An 18,232-nucleotide genomic window follows, 5' to 3' on the forward strand; every position below is an offset into this window, starting at 1 on the left:
TCGATCAGTTCACCTTAGTGTCGCCAGATTCGAGATCGACTTGTGCACATCGGATTCCAGGATCTTGGCGACAAGCCTGCCGACCGAGCCGTTGAGCAGACCGCCGGACAACTCGGCCGACAGGTCGAAGTGGGAGCCGTCGGCGATCTCGTCGACCTTCATCGCCAGATCGATGTTCACCCCGCCGCGGCCGGTTCCCGAGAGCGCGATGAGCCGCGGCTCGTCGTAGTCGGTGACGGTCCAATGGATCACGTTGCGGAAGCCCTTGACCTTGATGAGGGAGGAGATGGTGGTGCCCTCGGCGATCGTGTCAGGGACCGGCGAGCGCCACCCGCCGAAGATGGTCATCCACTCGTCGAAGCGCGAGAGGTTGCTGGCGAGCGCCCATGCTGCGCTCGGTTCGAGGTCGGAGTCGATGCCGACGGAGACTGTGGCCACGGATCTGCTCCCATCGCGGAAGGTGGTGTGCTCACCGGAGGTGACTTCCCGGTGGCTCGCGTACTCGGGTGATGGCATTCGGGTCGTGACCCCCGAATGTACGCGAATGTCGGCGCCACAGCGCGATGGCCGGGGGTCTCGTCGGGCTTGGCGATCTACTCGGCGGCCGCCGTCGGCCCAGGTCGGGCGGCGTCGAGGAGGGCCTCGGTCAGGGCCTCCACACAGAGCGCCCGCTGCCATGTGCGGGCGCCGGCGGCGGCCAGATGTGCATCGAGCGCCTCGGTCGTGATCGGTTCCGGCAACCCGTCCCAGCACAGCTGTCGCACCACGTCGGGTGCGAGGAGGTTCTCCACCGGCAGGGTGTGGTCTTCGGCGATCTGTTTGAGCACCGGCCGGACCGCCTGCAGCCGCGCCGCGGCCTCCGGATTGCGCTGATCCCACCGGCTCACCGGGGGCAGGCCCGGTCCGGTCGACTTCCGCGAGGGCAGCTTGCTGTCGGGGATCTCGCGCGCCCGCTGCAGCGCGGACATCCAGATCCCGGCCTGACGGCGCTGACGCGGGCCGCCGAAGACCGGCAGCTTGGTGAGTTCGGCGATGGACTGGGGGTTCACGGTCGCGGCGTTGACGATGGCGGTGTCGGGCAGGACACGTCCGGGCGCGACATCCCGACGCTGCGCCAGTTCCTCACGCGCAGTCCACAATTCGCGGACCGCGGCGAGGGCGCGGGTGGACTTGACGGTGTGCACGTTCGACGTCTTGCGCCACCGGTCGGTGCGCGGCGGTGCCGGTGGCCGGCCCAGGACGTACGCGAACTCCTCTCGCGCCCAGTCGTCCTTGCCCGCTTCCGTGAGTGCGGCATCCATGGCGTCGCGCAGTTCGACGAGGACCTCGACGTCGAGCGCGGCGTAGTTCAGCCATTCGTCGGGCAGCGGGCGGCGCGACCAGTCGGCGGCGCCGTGTCCCTTGAGGAGTCCGAGCCCGAGGAACTCCGCCACCATCGCGGCGAGGTTGACCTTCGCCAGGCCCAGGAGGCGTCCGGCCAACTCGGTGTCGTACAGCTCGACGCACTCGAAACCGAGTTCGCGGAGGCACGGGAGGTCCTGATCGGCCGCGTGTAGCACCCATTCCGGTCCGCGCATCGCGTCGATGACGGGCGCCAGCGCGCCGGGATCACCGATCGGGTCCAGCAGGAAGCTCCCCGATCCGCGTCGTTTGATCTGGATCAGATAGGCGCGTTGCGAGTACCGGTAGCCCGACGCGCGTTCGGTGTCGACGGCGATCGGCCCGTCGCCGGCTGCCAGAGCGGCTGCCGCGTCGGCGAATTCGGTGGCGGTCGCCAGTACCGGGGGCACGCCGTCGGCCGGCCGGAGCAATGGGGTGACCTCCGGCGCGGGGTCCGGCTCGATCGGGTTCTCGGCCGCATCCCCGGGGGCGGAGTCGTTCACGTCGCGCCGAGTTCGGTGACCCCGACCGGCGGGAGGCCGGCGGCGGAGGCGAGCACGTCGCAGAACGCCTCGAGGTGGTTGTTCAGGCCGTCCGAGCTCAGGGCGGTCCACGAGGCGCGCACCTCGAGCTGATGTGCGCGCGGCGGTCCGGCGATGTCGCCGTACCGGACCGACGTAGTGGAGGTGACGGTGCCGCCGAGCGCGGTCGCCTCGACGCGGTGGGCGGAACCGTCGGGCGTGGCGGTCGCGCCCACCGGGACGCCGAGGGCGTCGCTGAGCCAGCTCCAGGCCACCTCGGGCAGCAGCGGATCCATGGCCAGGGCGGCCTCCACCTCCGCCTGGAGGAACGCGACGAGGCGCATGGTGCCGTTCCACGCGTCCTGTCCGGCGGGATCGAACAGCAGGATGAGGCGCCCGAAGGCGCTGCCCTGCGAATCCGTGGGCACGACGTCGAGGTCCTCGGGCGGGCGCACCTCGGCGCCGACGGCGTAGCTGTACGGCGCCAGGCGCTGCGGCGGGCGGATGGGCCCGACCTCGATCTCGCGGCGCACCCGGGCAGCATGCAGCGACTCCACCGCCGCGCGGAAATCAGCAGGCTCGTCCGGAGCTCCCGAAGAGGTCACCGTTCGACCGTAGGGCTGGGGTGCCCGGCCACGGCGGAGGCGCGCCGAGGACCACCCGTGCGCAGATCGAGGGGCATGGCAGAGTAAGCGGTGATGTCGAACGCAACTGGTACCCGGGTCCATAGGTCGAACCTGCCGCTCGTCGCCGCGGCCACCGGCGCGACCCCGTCACGCCGTCCGGTGTGGTTCATGCGGCAAGCGGGCCGCTCGCTGCCCGAGTACCGGGCCATCCGCGCCGATCACGGCATGCTGGAATCCTGCTTCGACGCCGAACTGGTCTGCGAGATCACCATGCAGCCCGTCCGCCGGCACGACGTCGACGCGGCGATCCTGTTCTCCGACATCGTGGTGCCGCTCAAGGCCGCCGGCATCGACCTCGACATCGTCGCGGGCACCGGGCCGGTGATCGCCGAGCCGGTGCGCTCGCCCGACGCGGTGTCGCGCATCCCTCGCCTGGAACCGGCGGCGGTCGGCTCGATCGCGCGGGCCATCGAACTGCTGCTCGGCGAGCTGGGGGACCAGGTGGCGCTGATCGGCTTCGCCGGAGCGCCGTTCACCCTGGCCTCGTACCTCATCGAGGGCGGCCCGAGCCGCAACTACGAGCGGACCAAGGCGATGATGCACGGCGACCCGGAGACGTGGGCCGAGCTGATGGCGCGTCTCGCCGACATCACCATCGCGTTCCTGCGCGTCCAGCTGGAGGCCGGGGTCGACGCGATCCAACTCTTCGACTCGTGGGCGGGCATGCTGTCGGCCGCCGACTACCAGCGTTTCGTTGCACCGCACAGCGCTCGTGTCCTGGCGGAGGTCGCCGGGTACGGCGTTCCGCGCATCCACTTCGGCGTCGGCACCGGTGAGCTGCTCGCCCCGATGGCGCATGTCGGTGCCGATGTCATCGGCGTCGACTGGCGCGTGCCGCTCGAGGAGGCCGTGCGCCGGGTGGGCCCGGGCAAGGCCGTGCAGGGCAACCTCGATCCGACACTGCTGTTCGCCGGTCCCGACGTCGTCGACGCCGAGGTTCGCCGGGTGGTCGCCGACGGTGACCGGGCGATCGCCGCCGGGGCGGTCGGGCACATCTTCAACCTCGGACACGGCGTGCTGCCCGGCACCGACCCGGACGTGCTGACACGCGCCGTCGAAGTCATCCACAGCCTCTGATGTCCCCGCGGGTCCGGATCGCGATCGTCGGCGGCGGGATCTCCGGTCTGACCGCCGCCTACCGCCTTCGTCGTGCGCTCGGGCCCGACGCGCACCTCGACCTGCTCGAGGCCTCCGGACGGGTGGGCGGGGTCCTGCACACCACGACGGTCGGCGGTCGGGCCGTCGACGTCGGGGCCGAGGCGTTCATCGTCCGGCGACCCGAGGCGCTCGAACTCGTCACCGAACTGGGCCTCGCCGACCGGATCGTCTCGCCGACGCCGCGCCGTCCCGCGGTGTGGTCGGGTAAGCGGTTGCATCCGTTGCCCAGTCCGGCGCTGATGGGCATCCCGGCCGGACCGGCCGTCGTCGACGGTCTCGCCGACCCCGAGGACGTCGACCGCATGTCCGGTGAACCCGACCGTTCGATGCGGTGGGAAGCCGGGACCGATACGTCGGTCGGGCAGCTGGTCGCCGACCGGTTCGGGCCCTCGGTGGTGGCGCGCACCGTCGACCCGATGCTCGGCGGTGTGTACTCCAGTCTCGCCGGCGACATCGGGGTCCGCGAGGCGCTACCGGCGCTGGCCACGCGCCTCGACGCGGGCGCGCCGTCGCTCACCGCTGCCGTCAACGACCTCATCGCCGCGGGGGCCGGGGTCTCGGGTCCGGTCTTCGGCGCCCTCGTGGGCGGATACACGGTCCTCCTCGACGCCCTGCGGGCCGCGGCCGGCGTCGAACCCGAGATCTCTTGTCCGGTCACCGATGTCACTCCGTCGGGGGCCGGGTGGGTGCTCGAATTCGGTAAGCCTCGCGACCCGCGACCGTACGACGCCGTGCTCTTGGCCGTGCCGGCCTGGAGGGCGGGGGAGCTCCTGGGTCGGTCCGCGCCGGACCTGTCCGCGCCGTTGCGCGCGGTCCGGGGCGCCTCGTCGGTGGTGGTGTCGATCGCGCTCGCGCCGGGGACCGAGCTGCCCGATCACTCCGGTGTGCTGGTGGGGACCGGAGAAGGATTGCGCGCCAAGGCTTTCACGTTCAGCTCGCAGAAGTGGGCGCATCTGTCGGATGTGGGCCGGCCGGTCTCGGTGCGGGCGTCGTTCGGGAGGTTCGGTGCGGTGGTACCGGATGAGACGGCCGAACCCGGCGTCGACGACCGGCTGTGTCGTGAAGCACTCGAGGACCTTGACGAGGTGTGCCGCGCCGCCGGTGTCGCACCGGTGTCGTCGCGGGTTGTCGACGCATACGTGCAGCGTTGGGACGACGGACTGCCGGTGTATGCGCCCGGGCACCTCGCCGCGATGTCGCAGGTGCTGGCCGCGCGGCCGTCGCGTCTGGCCTTGGCCGGGTCGTCGTATGCCGGTGTCGGGGTGCCGGCCTGTATCGGTCGGGCCGGTCGCGCGGCGGCCGAACTGCTGGCAGATCTGACGTGACCCGACTCCGCTGACCTGCCTGGTCGCTGGGTGGGCGCCGGTGGCACGATGGCATCCATGAGCCGCTTGGATTACGCAGAACTCAACTCGACGATCCGCTACCTGATGTTCTCGGTGTTCGCGGTCCGCCCAGGTGAACTGGGTGCTGATCGCGATCAGGCCAAATCCGACGCCGCGGACTTCTTCAAGTCCCTCGATGACACCGGGGTCGTCGTCCGCGGTGTCTACGACGTGTCGGGTCTGCGCGCCGACGCCGACTTCATGATCTGGTGGCACGCCGAGGACGTCGAGCCGATCCAGGCCGCCTACGCGAAGTTCCGTCGCGAGACCGTTCTGGGACGGGCGTGCAACGCGGTGTGGAGCAACGTCGCGCTGCACCGGCCCGCCGAGTTCAACAAGAGCCACATCCCGGCGTTCCTCGCGGGCGAGGACCCCGGCAACTACATCTGCGTGTACCCGTTCGTGCGGTCCTACGAGTGGTACCTGCTGCCCGACGAGGAGCGGCGCAAGATGCTCGCCGACCACGGGAAGGCAGCGCGCGCGTACAAGGACGTCCGCGCCAACACGGTGTCGTCGTTCGCGCTGGGCGACTACGAGTGGCTGCTGGCCTTCGAGGCGCCGGAGCTGCACCGCATCGTCGATCTCATGCGTGATCTGCGCGCCACGGAGGCGCGGATGCACGTGCGCGAGGAGACCCCGTTCTTCACCGGACCGCGGGTCGAGGTGCCGGCGCTGATCGACGCCCTGCCCTGAGCCGCGCCGAGGGACCGGCTGCTACTCGGCCGGTTCCAGCGTCAGGCTGATGGAGTTGATGCAGTAGCGCAGGTCGGTGGGGGTGTCGTAGCCCTCACCGGCGAAGACGTGGCCGAGGTGGCTCTTGCAGTTCGCGCAGAGCACCTCGACGCGCCGCATGCCCAACGAGTTGTCCTCGACCTCGATGATCTTGTCGCCGGCGAGCGGGGAGAAGAACGACGGCCAGCCGCAGTGCGATTCGAACTTCTGCTCGCTACGGAACAGTTCGGTGTTGCAGGCGCGGCACCGGTAGATGCCGACCGTCTTGGTGTCGGTGTACTCACCGGTGAACGGCGCCTCGGTGCCCGCCTGGCGGAGGACACGGTACTCGGCCGGCGTCAGGCGCTGGCGCCACTGCTCGTCGGTGAGTTCGGCGAGATTCTCGGCGTCGGTCGACGGGGTGCTGTCGGTCATGTCCTCCACGGTAGCGCGCCCGGCAGGATCGACTGTGTCAGCGCTGTTTCGACAGGCCTACGGTCTCGTTCTCGGTGGCACCGGTCTCGGCGGCGGGGATGCGTGGCGCGTCGGTCTCCGAGCGGACCGGCACCATGCCGGCCACCCCGTCGGAACGCATGTCGAGGTAGCGGAACAGCAGCGAGCAGAACACCGCGATCATCAGGAGTGACCAACCCCAGGTGACCTTGTTGTACTCGACCATCCAGCCGAACGCCGTCCAGCGGTCGGAGTAGAAACCGTCGAAGGTCATGCACCCGTAGACACCGAGCCAGGCGGGCCAGTTGCGCATCGGCGATCCGGGCAGCAGCACCGTCATCAGGAGCGGGAACAGGAGCATCGAGTAGTAGCCCTGGCCGAGCGAACCGACGAGGAAGGTCGTGCACAGCAGCACCCCCGACGATGCCGTGATCCACAGCAACTCGTTGGTCTTGCGGTAGTAGCGGTACAGGAACCACAGCGAGAACGCGGCCATCGCGACGAAGGCGACGCGAAGCAGTAGTACCAGCCAGGGTGCGACGCCGAAGTACGCGCCGTTGCCGGCGATCGAGCTGTTGTAGTAGTCGCGCGCCTCGCCGAGGTACGGGACGGTCCGGCTGATGAAGTCGTTCGCGTCGACCGACAGGGGCCAGGCGACGATCGTCAGGACGACCGGAACCACGATGGCGAGCGCGAACACCCGCCACTGCCGGTTGAGCAGCGGCAGCAGCATGAGCGGCGCCAGCACCGGTTTCACCGCGAGGGTGAGGCCCATCGGCACGCCCGCCCACCAATCGTGCCGGCTGAGCATCAGCATCAGGAAGGCGAGGAGGCCGAGGAACACGAACGAGTTGAAGTTCGTGAAGATCAGTGTGTGCGAGACGGTCTCGGTGCTGAAGAAGAAGAACAGGACCGTCGGCATGACCCACGAGTTGAACGCGAACCCGAACATGCGGGTGAGCAGGTAGGCGCAGATCAGCAGCGCGATGACGCTCGCCGCGATGAAGGCCCAGCGGGCGCGCTCGTAGTCGATGACCGCGACCGGCGCCATCAGCAGGGTGCCCGACGGCGGGTAGAGGTAGTGCGGGTCGACCGTGGCGTAGTTCTCGCCGTAGACCGGCAGGCCGTTGAGGAAGTTGTAGGCCGCGGCGTACACCGGTTTGAAGTCGTCGGTGCGGTCACCGTTGACCCCGAGGAACACCGAGCGGTGTACGACCATGAGCAGGCTGATCGGCCACAGGACCATCGGGATGATCCGCTGAGCACTCATCGGGGGATAGAGATACCTGTCGAGAAGGGGCACGTCAGCATTGTGCATTACGGGACTTTAGCAAGGTCGTCGGCGTCCGCTGTGCCCGCGAATATCCTTTACCGAGAGGCCGTCACATGATCCCAGATCGCACCGCTTGGATAGACCGCTGCTGCGCCGCGCTCGACCGGCTCGAGGCCGACCACATGTCGACCGAGCAGATTGCCGCGCTGACGGTGATGCTCGAGAACTTCAACGCTCTACACCAGGCGACCGCGGCGCCGGTCCTGCGCCTGGTGTAGGCACCTGTTCCATCTGGAACACCTGTCCGGAATCCAGACAGCTGAGACGTAGTGAATCACTACAGGTGGGGCAAATGCCACACCTGCAAACAGCGAACGACCCCGGTTCTCCACCATGCCTAATGGAGACCGGGGTCGTTCTGTGTCCTGAGGTAGGTAACCCACCGAACCGCTCAGGACACGTCGAGTGACACCAACTCGACAGTTCGGGCGCCCACCTGATCGGTGCGGGCGATGACCGGACGAACACTGCCGTCAGGCAGCGTGACGACGTCGCCGACGTCGGGCAGGTTGGCGCCAGGCTGCACAAAGATCGTCGCCGACGAGACGGCCTCTTCGCCGTTGGCGGTCTGTATTGTCTTGACGCCGAACTGCACCCGCGCCGGCACCGTGACCAGGTCGCCATAGACCGGGCCGAAACTCGTGCGGCCGGTCATCGGGCGGTAGGTCAGCTGCTGTGGGAGCAGCCGGGTCGGGATCATCGTGCGCGCCTGCGGTAGCGGTTGAGGATCGCCAACTCGGCCAGCGTCCACCCCTCGACCACCTGACGCTGGACCTCGTAGTCACCGATCTTCTCCGACCGCAGGTTCTCGGGGTTGGCGACCAGCCGCGCCGTCGAGGTGAGGATGACGGTGTCGAGGTCGGGTGCCGGCTGCTCACCGGAGAACCCGCGGCCGCGGGTGTAGGCCCGCACCTGAGCGGTGACGACCTGCTGCGCCTGCTGAGCGACTGGGACTAGCTCGGTGTCACCAGAGCGGCCGAGCAGCGCGAGGACGTCGTTGTTGTCGGTCATCAGATGGTGATGCCCGTCAGCGCCACGACGGCCTCGGCATTGAGCGGGGCGACATCGTAGCGGGCGACCACGCGGATCGCCTGCTGGTCGTAGTCGCCGAAGGTCTGGTCGAGAATTTTGACCGACGGTGCGACGTCGCGGGCGACGGCGACCTGAGAGAAGTCGACCAGCGCGGCGCGGGCGGTCGGGGTGCCTCCGGTGGTGTCGGGGACTCGCTGGGTGACGATGACCGGGGACCCGAACAGTTGGAACCCTCCGGGCTGGGTGGGGTCGGGCTGGAGCTGGTAGCGGTTCTGCCCGTCCTTGAGCTTGCGGATCTTCACGAACTCGCGCGGGGTCAGAACCCATTTGAGCGCGGCGAGGTTCACGTTCGCCGACAGCGCCTTGCCCCAGGCGTCGATGAGCGCATCGAGGGTGATCGCACCGCCTACGGCGACGGTCTGGATGCCCGACCAGGCGAACAGGCCCTTGGGGGTCGTGGTGCCGTCACCGGAGGCGGAGAAGAATTGCGTGTCGAGCTTGTCGGCAACGTCTTTGACCAGACGCTGCTGGAGCGCGGCGTCGAGCGCCACCACCGACTGACGGGCGAGTTCGTTGCTGTAGCGGGTGAGCACCTTCACCGACTTCATGGTGCTGGGCAGCAAGGTCACCTCGTCGAAGGTGGCGTCGCGCTCGGGGATCTGCTCGTTCTCGCCGGTCCATCCGGGATCGGTGACCGCGCCGCCGAGCTTGGGGATGCGGACCGGGGAAGCGCTGTCGAACACGCGGGGACCGGCCGCGAGGAACTGCGACTGCGCCTCGAGAGGCTGCACCAGCATGGTTTGTACCTGGGTGGCGGTGAGTTCCGCAGCGGTGACGGTTGAGTTTGCCATGGGAATAGGGCTCCAAACGTGAAGGGAAACAACGGATTTCACGTTGAGCGCCTGGCTCACTACGTTTCAGAACGGCACCTGGCCTGACCCCAGTATCTCACGAGGTCAGGCCAGATGACAACGGTTGTCGATTAGGCGCGGTCGCGCAGCATTCCGAGCAGGCTGACCGACGACACCGCGCCGGCCTGCCCCTGCCCGACGTCACCGCCGATCCGACGGGCCTTGAGGTGCGGCTTGTGGGCGAGCAGCTCGTCGACCGCGGCCGCCAGCTTCTCCGGGTCCTCGAGGTGGGCGGCGTCGAATCCGAGGTCGGTGGGGTCGGCGAGCTTGCCGGTGGCGCGCACCAGTTCGACGTGCAGCCGCTGGGCGAGGTCGTCGGCAGCCTTGGCCTTGACGCGCGCTTCGGCGTTCTCGGCCCGGAGCTTCTCGACGTAGGATCGCGCGAAGGTGTCTGGCTCGGAGGTCTGCTCGGTCTCGGCCGTCGTCTCGTCGGCTTGTTCGGTGACGGTGGTCGGTTCGACGGTTTCGGTTGTGTTGGTGGAGGTTTCGGAGTGGGTCTCGGTGGTCATCACTTCTCACTTTCGATGATGGGTTTCTGGGAGCATCCGCACCCTTTGTGGCGGTACATGTCGGCGGCGACAGGCAGGACGTCTCCGGCGAGGTCTCGGCACAATTCGCACGCACCGGAGTTGAGCCGGCGTGTCCAGCGCTTCACGCCTTGGCGGCGCATCGCGGTCCCATAGCTGCGCTGGGCGGTCTCGAGCACGGCGTCGCGAATGTTGACGGTCAGCTTGGCCGGCGGATCGGGGTCGGCCAAAGCGTCGGCGATCGCCACCGCGGCGCGACGTTCGGCGCCGGTGTCGGGCAGCAGGCCGACCGGAGTCCGCACCGCGGCAGTGCCCGCGGTGAGCGCACCCGCCAGCGCGAGGTCGGCCAGCGACACGGCCTTGCTCTCCCCGCCGGCGAGGACCGCGGTTGCCATGGCAACGAACGTCTCCTGGTCGATCTCGCCGCGTTCGTAGGCGGCGTAGAGGGCCTGGACCCGCTCGTCGGTGGAGGCGGCGAGCGCGGCCATCGTCTCGGTGTAGCTCACGGGACGAGGGCGGTCAGGTCGGTTCCGGCGGTGTCGAGGGCCTCGATCCGGCGGGCCGCGCGGATCTCGAGAATCTCGGCGTCGTTGTAGCCCAGGCGCCGCAGCGCGTAGTCGGCGGGCAGCAGGCCGGCCTGATAGAGCTTCGTGATCGCGTCGGCCTCCTGGGCGATCGAACGGGTCGACGGGTCGGCCCATCGCACCGAGACGTCGACCTCGGCCGGATCGGCACCGTCGCGCACCGCGACCATCAGACGAGCGACCTGTTCCCATGCGCGGCCATACAGAGCCTGCTTGGCCTCGGCGCGGGCGGTGAGCGCGGCCTCAGCGGCCCGCATCGCATCCGCCGACGCCGGGTTCGCCGCGGTCACCCCGAGGTAGTGACCGGGCAACGCGGACACGGCCTCGATCTGCTCGACGATCAGCCGGACCGCGGTCTGGTAGCCGCCCAGACCCGATCCCTCGAGCTGACCGAACTTCGCCTCGGCGGCCTCGGAGATCATCATTCGATTCGACTCCGGGTAGGGGCTGACCTCCTCGAGCACCGGGTCGCCGTCGTCGTCGAGTACCGGGTTGCCCTGGTCGTCGACAACGGGTTCCTCGATGAGTTCGACGCCGGTGGCCCAACGGCGGGGGCGGGCGGTGTACTCACTCGAGACCATCAGGTCGGCGAGCAGTTTGCAGAGCGCATCGCTGAGCGGGATCAGGTCGGCGATCTCACTCACCGGCTCACCAAGCACGCGGTCGATGTTCGACAGGCGCACCACCGGCGCTTGGCCGATCGGGTTGTCGAGGATCTCGACGGTCTCGAATCCTGCCGTGGTGGCGCCGGTGTTGTTGGCGCGCAACCGGGTGATCTTGTCGGCCTCGAAAATCGTTGCCTCGGTGGTGGTGTCGGTGGTCCATCGCTTGCACGCTGCGACGATCTGGCGGGTGCCGGGGTCGGTGATGACGCTCATCTGATGCGCGCTTTCCACCGACACCTGCGGACGGCCCGCGGCGTCAGCCCACACCAGCACGTAGCCCGCGCCGAGCAGCAGTGCCTCTCGGTGGGCCACCGGCGCGAGCTGATCCATGTCATTCCGAAGCCAGTCGGCCCACACCTCGGCGCCGGTGAATCCGGTGATCCGCAAACGTTCGGCGATCGAGGTCACCGCCAGCCTCGGCAGATTCGACGACATGCGACCGAACCTGTCTCCCAACGCTTTACGCGCCTCAGGCGCCAGGAATGCGAGCGGTTGTTCGCCGCGGTAGTAGCGGTCGAGGACCGCGTAGCGGGCGAGCGGTTCGTCGATCTTCTGGAGCAATTTCGTATGCAGGGAGGGGATGGTCATTGTGTGAAACTCCTAGCCCGCTTGCGCGGCTTGTTGGTGTGGAACGCGGCCCGGTCCAGAGCCACGATTGCCGCGACCGCGGCGTCGATCTTGTTCTTGCTGCCCTTCTTGTCTTTGCTGACGAGGTCACCCATCGGGGTCGCCTTGGCGACGCAGTTGCCCAGATGCTGGGCCAAACGTTCGTCACCGTCGTGAGAGACGGTCTGGTCGACGACGGCCTGGTACAGCCGATCGGTGGCCGGCGCCATCCGGGCGGCGTTGGCGGTGTTCCACTCGAGGACCCGCTTCTCGCCGTGACGAGACGCCCACGCTTCGAGCTCGGAGCGCCAGCCCCACGGATCGGCGGCCAGCTCAACGACGTTGAGCCGATCGAACGTGCGCGCCACCGTGGCGTCGACCTCACCGCGGGGTACCCGCCACCGCGGATCGCCGGGGTTCTCCCACACCGCGATGGTGAACAAATGCGGGTTCGGTCCGACCGTGCAGCCGACCAGCGCCGTGGAGTCACCGGAGGCCGACCCGTCGAAGGCGAGGACCACCTTGTCGCGCTTGCCCACCGTGCGGGCGGCGTCGGCCAACGGCTCCCACACACCCCACGGCAGCCAGCGGTCCACCTGGCCCACCCACTGCCCCAAACGGAGCTGACGAAACACCGGCTCACGCAACGTGCGTCGCGCCGCGGCCATACCGTCCTCGGCCAGGAACAGACCCATCGCCGGGTTCGCGATGGCCCACGCCGCCCGGTCGTCGAGGTCGCACCCCTCGGGTGCGGCGAACTCGCGCAGATAGAACGCCGGGTCATCGCCGGTGCGACCGTGCTGCACCAACCGCCACATGACGGACTCGATGCTCGTCGCCGGTGTCGAGATCGCCAGCGTCGTCGACACCGGCCGCTTGCCCACCATCGAGGTGACGGCCTCCCACACTTCCTCGGTGACGACGTGCAGCTCGTCGACGATCAGCAGCGTGGGGTCCCAACCATGCAGCGCCGCCGGATCGGCCGGCAACGGTTGCAGCAGACCGCCGTTGTGCGGCGTGACGAGCTTGTCGGCGTAGATGTGGGTCCGCTCGGCCAGCGCCGGCACCATCTCGATCATGCGGCGCGCCACCCGCAGCGTGATGTTCGCCTGACGCTGATCTGAGGCCACCACGAGCACCTCCGGGGACTCACCCCCGACGAACAGCTCGGCCACGCCCACCATCGCCGCCAGACCCGTCTTTCCGTTGGCCCTGGCGATCGAGACCAGCGCCTGACGGATACCGTCAGCGAACGCGCCGACGATGATCTCGCGCTGGAAGTCCGGCAACTGCACCGGCTCCCCGGCACCGACACCCTTCGGGATCAGCAAATGATCCTCGATGAACCGGGCGATCCGCTGCGCCCGGTCGGTCGGATAGTCGCTCAGATCGAGCGGGTCGACCGTGATCTGTTGCTTGACACCGGCCTTCATGCCGCACCACCTTCCATCGGGTACCCCTTGGGGGTATGAGAGCGATATTCGCACTCCCCCCGTTGGCTCCCACCCCCCGGCGCAGGGGGCACCCCCCTGGGGTCTGAGCGGGCCGCTGACGGCCTCGCGGGGCCTCTGCGGGAGTTGCATCGGCGGCACACGACGTCGATGTCACAGAGCCGTACAGGCTTGCCGGCATCGTGGCGTCGCCATGCCTCGGGCGAATGGTCGGCGGTCAGGTCGTCGCGCGTACCGCAGTCGGAACAGAACGGTTGCAGACGTCGGGCACGTTTCGAGAGCCGGTCCCACGCCGTCGTATAGCCGGCGCGGCGGGACGGACGGGATTCGGGCGTACGGGTGACCGCACGGTGGCTGACGGTGTGCTCGGCGCAGCGGGTGTCCTCGGCGGGTTCGCCGCACTCGACGCACGGCCGCATGAGGCCCATCACTGGGCGCCGTCCTCGTCGGCGAGCGCCATGAGGCGCAACCACGCCGGAAGCTCCACCGGTACCTTGTGGAAGCGGCGGCAGTCGTCGGCAAAGGCGATGGTGATGGAGCAGCCTGCGAGCCACATGTCTGCCTTCTCGGTGTCCTCAAGGCTGACGATGTAGTCGAAGGCATCACGCTTGCGACCCTCGGCGACAAGGGCACACAACGCGAGGTAGTGGTTGATCGAGTCTCGGTGCGCAAGGTCATCGAGGTTGGTGGGCTTACTCATCGGTCCAACTCCTGGTGGTCTCGTAGTAGTGGGTCAGCAGCGCGTCGAGGTAGATGCGCTGGCGTTCGGTCAGCCGGCCTTTGCGGGCGTGCTTCTCGAGCAGCTCGAGGCGGTTGGCCAGCGTCCTGGGATGGGTAGGCGGTTTGGGTTCGGTCATTGCTGTGACTCCCGCTGACAGCGCGCGAGGTACGCGGCTTCGGACTCCGACTCGGTGATGTGGTCGAGGCGGTCGCGGGTCTCGGGTTCGAGGTCGGCGAGCTCCCGGTCGCCGCGGAGGTAGATCAGCGCGACCAGACCGTAGGGAAGTCGACGAGACTCAGAGACCGTCATGTCATCCACACACGGTCTGTCACCCCCTAAAGGGGGGTGGTGTGACATGACACCGTCACCAGGGGTGTGACATTCCGTGACACGTGACAGATCAGGCATTCTGACCCTCCTTGTAGAAGGGCTGTTTGTCGGTGCCGACGTTGACCAGCCGACCGGCTTCTACCAGCTCGGATACGCCTTTGTAGAACGATGCGGGCGGCATTTCAGCCACCGTCCGAAGCTCGGATTTACTGGCGCCCGTGGCCGCGAAAGATGACAGAAACGATGACATGACCCTGTCGGCACACGTGCCCCATGTCATGGGGGTGTGACACGTGATTGCCGCCGATGTCGTGCCCATGATCGGCTCGATTTTCAGACGGTGGCGGTCTTCGGCTGGACCGTCTTTGCGCTTCTCCCGAATGAGGTCGATCGCGCCGCCGTCGGTGGTCACCTGATAGACCGTGTCCACGCCTGCCTCGAAGGCTGACGAGCCGCGCAACGTCTTCGCGTCCTTGCCGGTGTGGTGGACTCCGAGGACCACGCCGCGCCCGCCTGGTGTGGCTTGCCGAATCTTCGTCATGGCGTCGATGACGACGCCGGCGTCCTTGGCGCTGTTCTCGTCGCCGCCGACCATGCACCGCGCCAGCGTGTCGAGTACGACGAGGCCGAACGACCCCCACTCGACGAGGTGGCACAGCTCGGCGACTTGCACTCCGTTGGTGAGGTTCACTGGCTCGGGCAACACGGTCAGGTCGTCGGCGTCGATGTCGCGTTTCCAGGCGTGCTCCCAGGCGTCCACGCGTCCCTTGAGTCCGAACGCGCCCTCTGCTGCGACGTAGAGGACACGACGTCGTGCCACTGGCCTGCCTTGCCAGTTGCGGCCGGTGGCGACGTTGGCGGCCCAGTCGAGCGCGATGAAGCTTTTGCCGGTGCCCCACTTGCCGTAGAGCAGCACGGTGGTGCCTTGGTCGAGGGTGTCGTGGATGAGTGGGTCAGGGTTGGGCAGGGCACGCAAGTCGGTGCGAGAGAGCACTTTCGTGGCCAGGCGCGGCGTGTCCGCGGCAGCCGGGGGTGTCGGGTCGTCAGCCGGTGGTACCCCGCGGGGGTTCCTTGCCCCGTAGTCCAGGCCGCGGTCGATCTGCCGTTGCACGGCAGCGGGGCCGTCGTCGGCGAGGTAGCCGTTGCGCTCGGCGGCCTGGGTCAGCTCTCGACGGATCTCCGTCTCGTCGAGACCGGTGCCCGCCATCAGTGAGCCGAGCTTGATTGCCGCCTCGTAGAGGCGATCCTGTCGGCTGCCCTCGGCCGTACTGGCGAGGATGCGGGCCTCGTCGCGCAACGCGGTGCTGACATAGGCCTTCTGCCGTGTGTCGAGAGGCTCGCCGCTCCACGGCTGCACCGGCGGGCGCTGCGTCCTCGCAGCAACCTTGGCCGCGTGCATGCCGACAAGTACCTCGATGGCCTCGTCACCTTCGGCGAGCGCGTCGTCGAGGCCATCAGCACCGACCACGTAACCCATTCCGCCGTACTTGGGCCGCCGGGTGCCAGGGGCGTAAACGTTGCAGCCGTTGGCCTGCAGGTCGACATGTGTGCGGTCGAAACCGTGAGGTGTGAACTTACGTAGGTCAGGGTGGCCGGCGAGGTAGAAGTGCCGGCCACCCGATGGTGTGAATACCTCACCGAACACGCGAATATCGTTGTCGGCGAGAAACTGTCGCGCCTGTTCGATGTCAGCACCGTTCTTGGTATCGACATCGAGAACGGTCAACGTCTCGCCACACACCGCATTGACCGACCATCCCGGCCGCCATCGGCTGAGACGTTCGGTGTTGCCGTCTGCAGTGTAGTGCTGCCAGCCGGTGTCGCCGGACCAGGTGAATTCGTCGTCGCCAGGCGGCAGGCAGAATACTGGGATGCCGAGCGCGTCGAGCTGCCATGCGAATGCGAGGTCGGTAGAATGACCACTGTCGGCTTGCTTGGTGGCGACTGACTGGAAGAGGTCCTCGATTGGCGCGGGGGCCTCTTCGCTATTCGGGGGCCTCAAGCTGCACCACCCCTACGGGCTCGTCGGGCCCGAGCCGACTTCAGCGCGAGACGGGCGTAGTACGCCTTGCGAGCGTTCTCGACGCGCTTGGCGCGTTCAGTAGGGGAGAGCAGCCGCTCGGGATCGACTTCGCGCTCGAACTTCTCCTCGAGGGCGCGGCGTGCGTTGGCGGTTCGTGCGGTTCGATCGGGTGTTTTCGCCCAGGATTCGTGGGCTGCGAGTTGAGCGATGAGAGATCGCTCGGACTGGGGAGACATGTTGAAGGCACCTCAAATAAGGTGCGGTCTCGCCCGAAAGACAGCGGTAATTCGGCCTGAGCGGCTCTGGCTAGTGTGCTGCACAGCGTAGCGCAACACTGTGCATTCAAGCGCTAGGACACACGTTCGGTGACGAATCGGCGACGTCGTGATGTGAACGCGTCGTAGAGCTCGGTTGCGTCAGCGGTGACAAAGTGGCCCTTCGAGCACGTGCCGTACAACGAATTGCCGCCGCGGACGACGCTGACACGACTCTGCTCCGTGGTGGTGCGTCCTCGCGTTTCGTCCTCGTCGGCGAGCGTCGATTTAATCGCTCCGATAGCCATGCCGGCTCCGAGGTCGACAACGCCATCGCCATGCTCCGAGGCGGCGAGATCGAAAAGCCTTCCGGCGCTGCCGAACCGGCGAGTGGACAGCCATTCCGGCTGTCCGCTTTCGTCGTCGATAACTCCGGCCGATGCTGTACATGGGCAGAACAGACGTAGGCGCATCACAGATCACCGAGCCCGAGTCGTCGCGCTTCTTCGGCGGCGCGCGAGGACGCAGTATCGGCCACGTAGCGATCAATCATCGAGCGACTCGACCATCCCGCAACAGCCATTAGGCCACCCTCTGACCCGCCGCGAGCGAGCCATCTGGACGCCGCGGTATGCCGGAGCATGTGCGGGTGAAACTTGGATATTCCCGCGAGGTCTGCGCGCCAGCCCAGGGTCTTGTAGAGCGCGTTGTAGCCGAACGACTGCCCGTTCTCGCCGAGCCACACTGCGTCGGTGTCGGCGAGCCGGTGCCCCCGGCGCGCGCGCAGGTAGCGGTCGATGGCCGTGCCTGTCTGCGCCGAGATCGGAACTGCGCGGCCCTTCCCACCCTTGCCGCGGCGGATCACGATTGTCAGCGAAGCAAGGTCGAGATCGGTCATGTGGAGGTTGACCACCTCGCCGGCTCGAGTGCCGCTCTCAAGCATCAGTCGGACGATGGCCTCATCCCGGCGGTCTCTCAGGTCGCGGCCCTTGCACGCCTTGACCAGAGCCCGTGCCTGATCCTCGGTCAGCGAGGGGATTACCTTCGTGTCGACCTTCGGTGCCTTGATCCCGAGCAGGAGATCGGAGTCGATCTCGCCCTCTTCAGCGAGCCAGGAGGAGAACCGACGTACGGCACGCTGACGCGCGTGGGCGGTCGACGCCTCGGCGCCCTTCTCCAGGAGGTGGGCGATGAACCCGTTCACCGTCGCCCTGTCCAGGACCGCTGGCGTATCTGTCTTCTTACACCAGTCGAGGAATTGTCGGACGCCCGTTGTGTAGTTGGCGATGGTGCCCGCCGACTTGCGCGAAGCGCGCAGCGAGAGCACCCACGACTCGACTAGGTCGGCCAGCGGGATAGGGGCAGGACTCGGGCGCGCCATGTGAAATATCTTGACTGGGAGCGTTGTGCATGTCAATCTAGACGCGCCGACACCCTGTAATCCCAGTTCACGGCGATTTCACCCCGACTGCCAGGTTCAAGATACCTGTCGAGATTGGCC

Annotated in this window: 23 protein-coding genes; 4 read left to right on the top strand and 19 right to left on the bottom strand. The window is 67.7% G+C overall.

Going from position 1 to position 18,232, the window contains the following annotated elements; all coding sequences use genetic code 11:
• Positions 1-9: 9 nt before the first annotated feature.
• The 3 genes from LEL84_RS01655 to LEL84_RS01665 form a co-directional block, all read right to left on the bottom strand.
• Positions 10-438: an SRPBCC family protein gene (locus LEL84_RS01655; protein ID WP_068969826.1), complete on the bottom strand. Its 429-nt coding sequence runs from the start codon at positions 436-438 to the stop codon at positions 10-12.
• Positions 439-593: 155 nt separating this feature from the next.
• Positions 594-1,883 carry an HRDC domain-containing protein gene (locus LEL84_RS01660; protein ID WP_226513147.1) on the bottom strand — a complete coding sequence of 430 codons (1,290 nt, stop codon included), beginning with the start codon at positions 1,881-1,883 and terminating at the stop codon, positions 594-596.
• Positions 1,880-2,506 (bottom strand): DUF3000 domain-containing protein, encoded by a 627-nt coding sequence (locus LEL84_RS01665; RefSeq protein ID WP_226513148.1) that lies wholly within the window; start codon positions 2,504-2,506, stop codon positions 1,880-1,882. The genes LEL84_RS01660 and LEL84_RS01665 overlap by 4 nt, the downstream gene beginning before the upstream one ends.
• Positions 2,507-2,599: 93 nt before the next feature.
• Here LEL84_RS01665 and hemE point away from each other — a divergent pair, with 93 nt between their 5' ends.
• The 3 genes from hemE to hemQ are packed head-to-tail and all read left to right on the top strand — an operon-like array spanning position 2,600 to position 5,823.
• Complete coding sequence (hemE, locus tag LEL84_RS01670) at positions 2,600-3,664, top strand: uroporphyrinogen decarboxylase (RefSeq protein WP_078112320.1); 1,065 nt, start codon at positions 2,600-2,602, stop codon at positions 3,662-3,664.
• Complete coding sequence (locus tag LEL84_RS01675) at positions 3,664-5,070, top strand: FAD-dependent oxidoreductase (RefSeq protein WP_226513149.1); 1,407 nt, start codon at positions 3,664-3,666, stop codon at positions 5,068-5,070. Before hemE ends, LEL84_RS01675 begins: the two co-directional genes overlap by 1 nt.
• Positions 5,071-5,127: 57 nt before the next feature.
• Positions 5,128-5,823 (top strand): hydrogen peroxide-dependent heme synthase, encoded by a 696-nt coding sequence (hemQ, locus tag LEL84_RS01680; RefSeq protein ID WP_226513150.1) that lies wholly within the window; start codon positions 5,128-5,130, stop codon positions 5,821-5,823.
• Positions 5,824-5,844: 21 nt separating this feature from the next.
• Here hemQ and msrB read toward each other — a convergent pair whose 3' ends face one another.
• Positions 5,845-6,276: a peptide-methionine (R)-S-oxide reductase MsrB gene (gene msrB / locus LEL84_RS01685; protein ID WP_058250317.1), complete on the bottom strand. Its 432-nt coding sequence runs from the start codon at positions 6,274-6,276 to the stop codon at positions 5,845-5,847.
• Between the two features lie 37 nt (positions 6,277-6,313).
• Complete coding sequence (locus LEL84_RS01690; RefSeq protein ID WP_226514221.1) at positions 6,314-7,597, bottom strand: glycosyltransferase family 87 protein; 1,284 nt, start codon at positions 7,595-7,597, stop codon at positions 6,314-6,316.
• An 83-nt stretch (positions 7,598-7,680) separates the two neighbouring features.
• Between LEL84_RS01690 and LEL84_RS01695 the strand changes: the two genes are divergently transcribed.
• Complete coding sequence (locus tag LEL84_RS01695) at positions 7,681-7,845, top strand: hypothetical protein (protein WP_226513151.1); 165 nt, start codon at positions 7,681-7,683, stop codon at positions 7,843-7,845.
• Between the two features lie 173 nt (positions 7,846-8,018).
• Here the strand turns inward: LEL84_RS01695 and LEL84_RS01700 are convergent, their stop codons facing one another.
• The 14 genes from LEL84_RS01700 to LEL84_RS01765 form a co-directional block, all read right to left on the bottom strand.
• Positions 8,019-8,327: a hypothetical protein gene (locus tag LEL84_RS01700; protein WP_226513152.1), complete on the bottom strand. Its 309-nt coding sequence runs from the start codon at positions 8,325-8,327 to the stop codon at positions 8,019-8,021.
• A complete protein-coding gene (locus LEL84_RS01705) occupies positions 8,324-8,638 on the bottom strand; it encodes a hypothetical protein (protein ID WP_226513153.1) in 315 nt (104 codons plus the stop codon). The genes LEL84_RS01700 and LEL84_RS01705 overlap by 4 nt, the downstream gene beginning before the upstream one ends.
• Positions 8,638-9,510 carry a phage major capsid protein gene (locus LEL84_RS01710; protein WP_226513154.1) on the bottom strand — a complete coding sequence of 291 codons (873 nt, stop codon included), beginning with the start codon at positions 9,508-9,510 and terminating at the stop codon, positions 8,638-8,640. Before LEL84_RS01710 ends, LEL84_RS01705 begins: the two co-directional genes overlap by 1 nt.
• Before the next feature lie 131 nt (positions 9,511-9,641).
• Positions 9,642-10,079, bottom strand: a complete 438-nt coding sequence (locus tag LEL84_RS01715) for a hypothetical protein (RefSeq protein ID WP_226513155.1) — start codon at positions 10,077-10,079, stop codon at positions 9,642-9,644.
• Entirely contained in the window at positions 10,079-10,603 is a 525-nt protein-coding gene (locus LEL84_RS01720; RefSeq protein WP_226513156.1) for a hypothetical protein, read from the bottom strand. Before LEL84_RS01720 ends, LEL84_RS01715 begins: the two co-directional genes overlap by 1 nt.
• The gene (locus tag LEL84_RS01725) at positions 10,600-11,934 is read right to left on the bottom strand and encodes a phage portal protein (protein WP_226513157.1); all 1,335 of its coding nucleotides are present in this window, start codon (positions 11,932-11,934) and stop codon (positions 10,600-10,602) included. The genes LEL84_RS01720 and LEL84_RS01725 overlap by 4 nt, the downstream gene beginning before the upstream one ends.
• A complete protein-coding gene (locus LEL84_RS01730; RefSeq protein ID WP_226513158.1) occupies positions 11,931-13,385 on the bottom strand; it encodes a terminase large subunit domain-containing protein in 1,455 nt (484 codons plus the stop codon). The genes LEL84_RS01725 and LEL84_RS01730 overlap by 4 nt, the downstream gene beginning before the upstream one ends.
• Positions 13,386-13,830: 445 nt before the next feature.
• Positions 13,831-14,103, bottom strand: a complete 273-nt coding sequence (locus LEL84_RS01735; protein WP_226513159.1) for a hypothetical protein — start codon at positions 14,101-14,103, stop codon at positions 13,831-13,833.
• The gene (locus LEL84_RS01740) at positions 14,096-14,260 is read right to left on the bottom strand and encodes a hypothetical protein (RefSeq protein ID WP_226513160.1); all 165 of its coding nucleotides are present in this window, start codon (positions 14,258-14,260) and stop codon (positions 14,096-14,098) included. Before LEL84_RS01740 ends, LEL84_RS01735 begins: the two co-directional genes overlap by 8 nt.
• The gene (locus LEL84_RS01745) at positions 14,257-14,433 is read right to left on the bottom strand and encodes a hypothetical protein (protein ID WP_226513161.1); all 177 of its coding nucleotides are present in this window, start codon (positions 14,431-14,433) and stop codon (positions 14,257-14,259) included. Before LEL84_RS01745 ends, LEL84_RS01740 begins: the two co-directional genes overlap by 4 nt.
• A gap of 91 nt (positions 14,434-14,524) precedes the next feature.
• On the bottom strand, positions 14,525-16,456 hold the full coding sequence (locus LEL84_RS01750) for an AAA family ATPase (RefSeq protein WP_226513162.1): 1,932 nt from the start codon (positions 16,454-16,456) through the stop codon (positions 14,525-14,527).
• Positions 16,453-16,713, bottom strand: coding sequence for a hypothetical protein (locus LEL84_RS01755; protein ID WP_226513163.1), 261 nt, complete (start codon positions 16,711-16,713; stop codon positions 16,453-16,455). The genes LEL84_RS01750 and LEL84_RS01755 overlap by 4 nt, the downstream gene beginning before the upstream one ends.
• Before the next feature lie 113 nt (positions 16,714-16,826).
• Positions 16,827-17,204 (bottom strand): hypothetical protein, encoded by a 378-nt coding sequence (locus tag LEL84_RS01760; RefSeq protein ID WP_226513164.1) that lies wholly within the window; start codon positions 17,202-17,204, stop codon positions 16,827-16,829.
• The gene (locus LEL84_RS01765) at positions 17,204-18,112 is read right to left on the bottom strand and encodes a tyrosine-type recombinase/integrase (protein ID WP_226513165.1); all 909 of its coding nucleotides are present in this window, start codon (positions 18,110-18,112) and stop codon (positions 17,204-17,206) included. Before LEL84_RS01765 ends, LEL84_RS01760 begins: the two co-directional genes overlap by 1 nt.
• Positions 18,113-18,232 lie beyond the last annotated feature (120 nt).

Origin of the sequence: Gordonia sp. WA4-43, from assembly GCF_020520305.1 — a bacterium.
In the GTDB taxonomy this organism is placed as follows: domain Bacteria; phylum Actinomycetota; class Actinomycetes; order Mycobacteriales; family Mycobacteriaceae; genus Gordonia; species Gordonia hongkongensis.

Coding starts and splice junctions, on each gene's coding strand:
- LEL84_RS01760 (WP_226513164.1), bottom strand. CDS start 17,204: ATGCGCCTACGTCTGTTCTGCCCATGTACAGCATCGGCCGGAGTTATC.
- LEL84_RS01705 (WP_226513153.1), bottom strand. CDS start 8,638: ATGACCGACAACAACGACGTCCTCGCGCTGCTCGGCCGCTCTGGTGAC.
- LEL84_RS01765 (WP_226513165.1), bottom strand. CDS start 18,112: ATGGCGCGCCCGAGTCCTGCCCCTATCCCGCTGGCCGACCTAGTCGAG.
- LEL84_RS01700 (WP_226513152.1), bottom strand. CDS start 8,327: ATGATCCCGACCCGGCTGCTCCCACAGCAGCTGACCTACCGCCCGATG.
- LEL84_RS01735 (WP_226513159.1), bottom strand. CDS start 14,103: ATGAGTAAGCCCACCAACCTCGATGACCTTGCGCACCGAGACTCGATC.
- hemQ (WP_226513150.1), top strand. CDS start 5,128: ATGAGCCGCTTGGATTACGCAGAACTCAACTCGACGATCCGCTACCTG.
- LEL84_RS01725 (WP_226513157.1), bottom strand. CDS start 11,934: ATGACCATCCCCTCCCTGCATACGAAATTGCTCCAGAAGATCGACGAA.
- LEL84_RS01740 (WP_226513160.1), bottom strand. CDS start 14,260: ATGACCGAACCCAAACCGCCTACCCATCCCAGGACGCTGGCCAACCGC.
- msrB (WP_058250317.1), bottom strand. CDS start 6,276: ATGACCGACAGCACCCCGTCGACCGACGCCGAGAATCTCGCCGAACTC.
- LEL84_RS01675 (WP_226513149.1), top strand. CDS start 3,664: ATGTCCCCGCGGGTCCGGATCGCGATCGTCGGCGGCGGGATCTCCGGT.
- LEL84_RS01755 (WP_226513163.1), bottom strand. CDS start 16,713: ATGTCTCCCCAGTCCGAGCGATCTCTCATCGCTCAACTCGCAGCCCAC.
- LEL84_RS01715 (WP_226513155.1), bottom strand. CDS start 10,079: ATGACCACCGAGACCCACTCCGAAACCTCCACCAACACAACCGAAACC.
- LEL84_RS01695 (WP_226513151.1), top strand. CDS start 7,681: ATGATCCCAGATCGCACCGCTTGGATAGACCGCTGCTGCGCCGCGCTC.
- LEL84_RS01710 (WP_226513154.1), bottom strand. CDS start 9,510: ATGGCAAACTCAACCGTCACCGCTGCGGAACTCACCGCCACCCAGGTA.
- LEL84_RS01730 (WP_226513158.1), bottom strand. CDS start 13,385: ATGAAGGCCGGTGTCAAGCAACAGATCACGGTCGACCCGCTCGATCTG.
- LEL84_RS01745 (WP_226513161.1), bottom strand. CDS start 14,433: ATGACGGTCTCTGAGTCTCGTCGACTTCCCTACGGTCTGGTCGCGCTG.
- hemE (WP_078112320.1), top strand. CDS start 2,600: ATGTCGAACGCAACTGGTACCCGGGTCCATAGGTCGAACCTGCCGCTC.